The organism is Streptomyces sp. DvalAA-14 (assembly GCF_900091855.1).
GTDB lineage: Bacteria > Actinomycetota > Actinomycetes > Streptomycetales > Streptomycetaceae > Actinacidiphila.
Window position 1 is genome coordinate 1 of record NZ_FMCH01000173.1, and the last position, 2,206, is coordinate 2,206.

Sequence of the window (2,206 nt, forward strand, 5' to 3'; positions counted from 1 at the left end):
CATGGCCGCGTACCGCCGCCACCACCGGTTTGGGCAGCTCCGCGATCGCCCGCAGCAGCTCCACCAGCCGCCGCGGCCCGTCGGCGGCGCCCGCCTCCCGCAGATCGGCGCCCGCGCAGAAGGTGCCGCCGGTGTGGGTGAGCAGCACCGCGCGGGCCGCGGCGTCGCCGGCCGCCGCGGCCAGCCCCTCGGTGAGTTCCGCCACCAGCCGGCCCGACAGCGCGTTGCGGTTGTGCGGGGAGTCGAGGGTGAGGACGGCGACACCGCGGTCGTGCTCCTGGCGGACCAGGGGGACGGTCGTCACGTGCGTGCTCCTGTCGGGGGGAGGGGTTCGGCCGGGCGGGCCGGAAGCCGGGTGGGAGCGGCCGGACCGGGGGACGCCCGCCCGCTCCGTGGGGCCGCCGCTCAGTAGGACTTGGGCAGACCCAGCGTGTGGTGCGAGACGAAGTTGAGGATCATCTCCCGGCTGACCGGCGCGATCCGGCCCACCCGGGACGCGGTGAGCAGCGATCCCAGACCGTACTCCACGGTCAGGCCGTTGCCGCCGAGGGTGTGCACCGCCTGGTCCACGGCTTTCGCCCCCGCCTCCGCCGCCGCGTACTTCGCCATGTTCGCCGCCTCGCCCGCGCCCATGTCGTCGCCCGCGTCGTACAGGTACGCCGCCTTCTGCATCATCAACCGGGCCAGTTCCAGCTCGATGTGGGCCTGGGCCAGCGGGTGCGCGATGGCCTGGTGGGCGCCGATCGGGGCGCCCCAGACCTGGCGGCTGCCCGCGTACTCCACCGCCCGCCCGAGCGCGTAGCGGCCCATGCCGATGGAGAAGGCGGCGGTCATCACCCGTTCCGGGTTGAGCCCGGCGAACAACTGCAGCAGTCCGGCGTCCTCGTCGCCGACCAGCGCGTCGGCGGGCAGCGCCACATCGTCCAGGAAGAGCTGGAACTGCTTTTCCGGCGCCGACAGCTCCATCTCGATCTGCCGGTACTCGAAGCCCGGTGTCTCGCGCTCGACGATGAACAGGCACGGCTTGAGCTTGCCGGTGCGGGCGTCCTCGGTGCGGCCGACGATCAAGGTGGCGTCCGCGATGTCCACGCCGGAGATGAAGACCTTGCGGCCGGTCAGCAGCCAGCCGCCGGTGTCCGGGTCGCGGCGGGCGGTGGTGGTGATGCGGTGCGCGTTCGAGCCGGCCTCGGGTTCGGTGATACCGAAGGCCATCCGCAGCGAGCCGGCCGCCAGGCCCGGCAGCCAGCGCTCCTTCTGCGTCTCGGTGCCGAACCGGGCGATCACCGTGCCGCAGATGGCGGGGGAGACCACCATCAGCAGCAGCGGGCAGCCGGCCGCTCCCAGCTCCTCCAGCACGATGGACAGTTCGGCCAGCCCGCCGCCCCCGCCGCCGTACTCCTCCGGCAGATTGACGCCGAGATAGCCGAGCCGGCCGGCCTCGTGCCACAGCTCGTCGGTCTGCTTGCCCGCGCGGACGGTCGCCGTGAAGTAGTCGCGGCCGTAGCGGCGGGCCAGATCGCCGACCGCCGTGCGCAGCGCGCGCCGCTCCTGGCTTTCGAGCAGTGCGCTGTCGAAGGTGCCCCGGACGGTGCTCATGGTCCTGATTCCTCCTTGACGACGGCCAGTACGGCGCCGACCTCGACCTGGCGGCCGATGTCGGCGTTGAGCTCCGTGAGCGTCCCGGTGACGGGCGCGGTGATCACGTGCTCCATCTTCATCGCCTCGAGCCACAGCAGCGGCTGCCCGGCGCCGACCCGGTCGCCGGGGACGAATTCCCCGGCGCGGACGACGGTGCCGGGCATCGGAGCGAGCAGTGAGCCCGGTACCGCCCGCTCGCGCGGGTCGCCGAACCGGGGGAGCGCGGTCAGCGCCAGGGTCGCCCAGGGCGCGTCCACGAAGACCTGCTCGGCGTAGGCGGTGACGGCGAAGGCCCGCCGCACACCGGCGATGTCGAGCACCACCCGGTCGGCGGCGGCCGACACCAGCGCCACGTCCGGGTGGCCCTCGGCGGTGAGCGCGCCCCGGTGCAGCCGGTAGCGCACCTCCAGCTCCCACCCGCCCGGCTCGTGCCGGAAACGTTTCGCCTGCGGCTGCGACGGCACATTGCGCCAGCCGCCGAGCCGTACCGGCAGCGGGCCGTCCGCCGACCCGGTACGCCGGGCCGCGTCCGCCAGCGCGGCGGCCAGCACCGCGTGGCGCTGCGCCG

Annotated in this window: 3 protein-coding genes; all 3 read right to left on the bottom strand. The window is 74.2% G+C overall.

All coding sequences use genetic code 11. From position 1 onward, the window contains the following. Window positions 1-304 (bottom strand): enoyl-CoA hydratase-related protein (locus GA0115240_RS08590; RefSeq protein WP_176725016.1); only part of this gene is annotated, 304 nt, incomplete at its 3' end. 101 nt (window positions 305-405) lie between these two features. Beyond that, the gene (locus GA0115240_RS08595) at window positions 406-1,596 is read right to left on the bottom strand and encodes an acyl-CoA dehydrogenase family protein (RefSeq protein WP_093736061.1); all 1,191 of its coding nucleotides are present in this window, start codon (window positions 1,594-1,596) and stop codon (window positions 406-408) included. After that, window positions 1,593-2,206, bottom strand: a 614-nt coding sequence (locus tag GA0115240_RS08600; RefSeq protein ID WP_176725017.1) for an acetyl-CoA carboxylase biotin carboxyl carrier protein subunit, incomplete at its 5' end; no start/stop codon positions are given. The genes GA0115240_RS08595 and GA0115240_RS08600, both read right to left, overlap by 4 nt.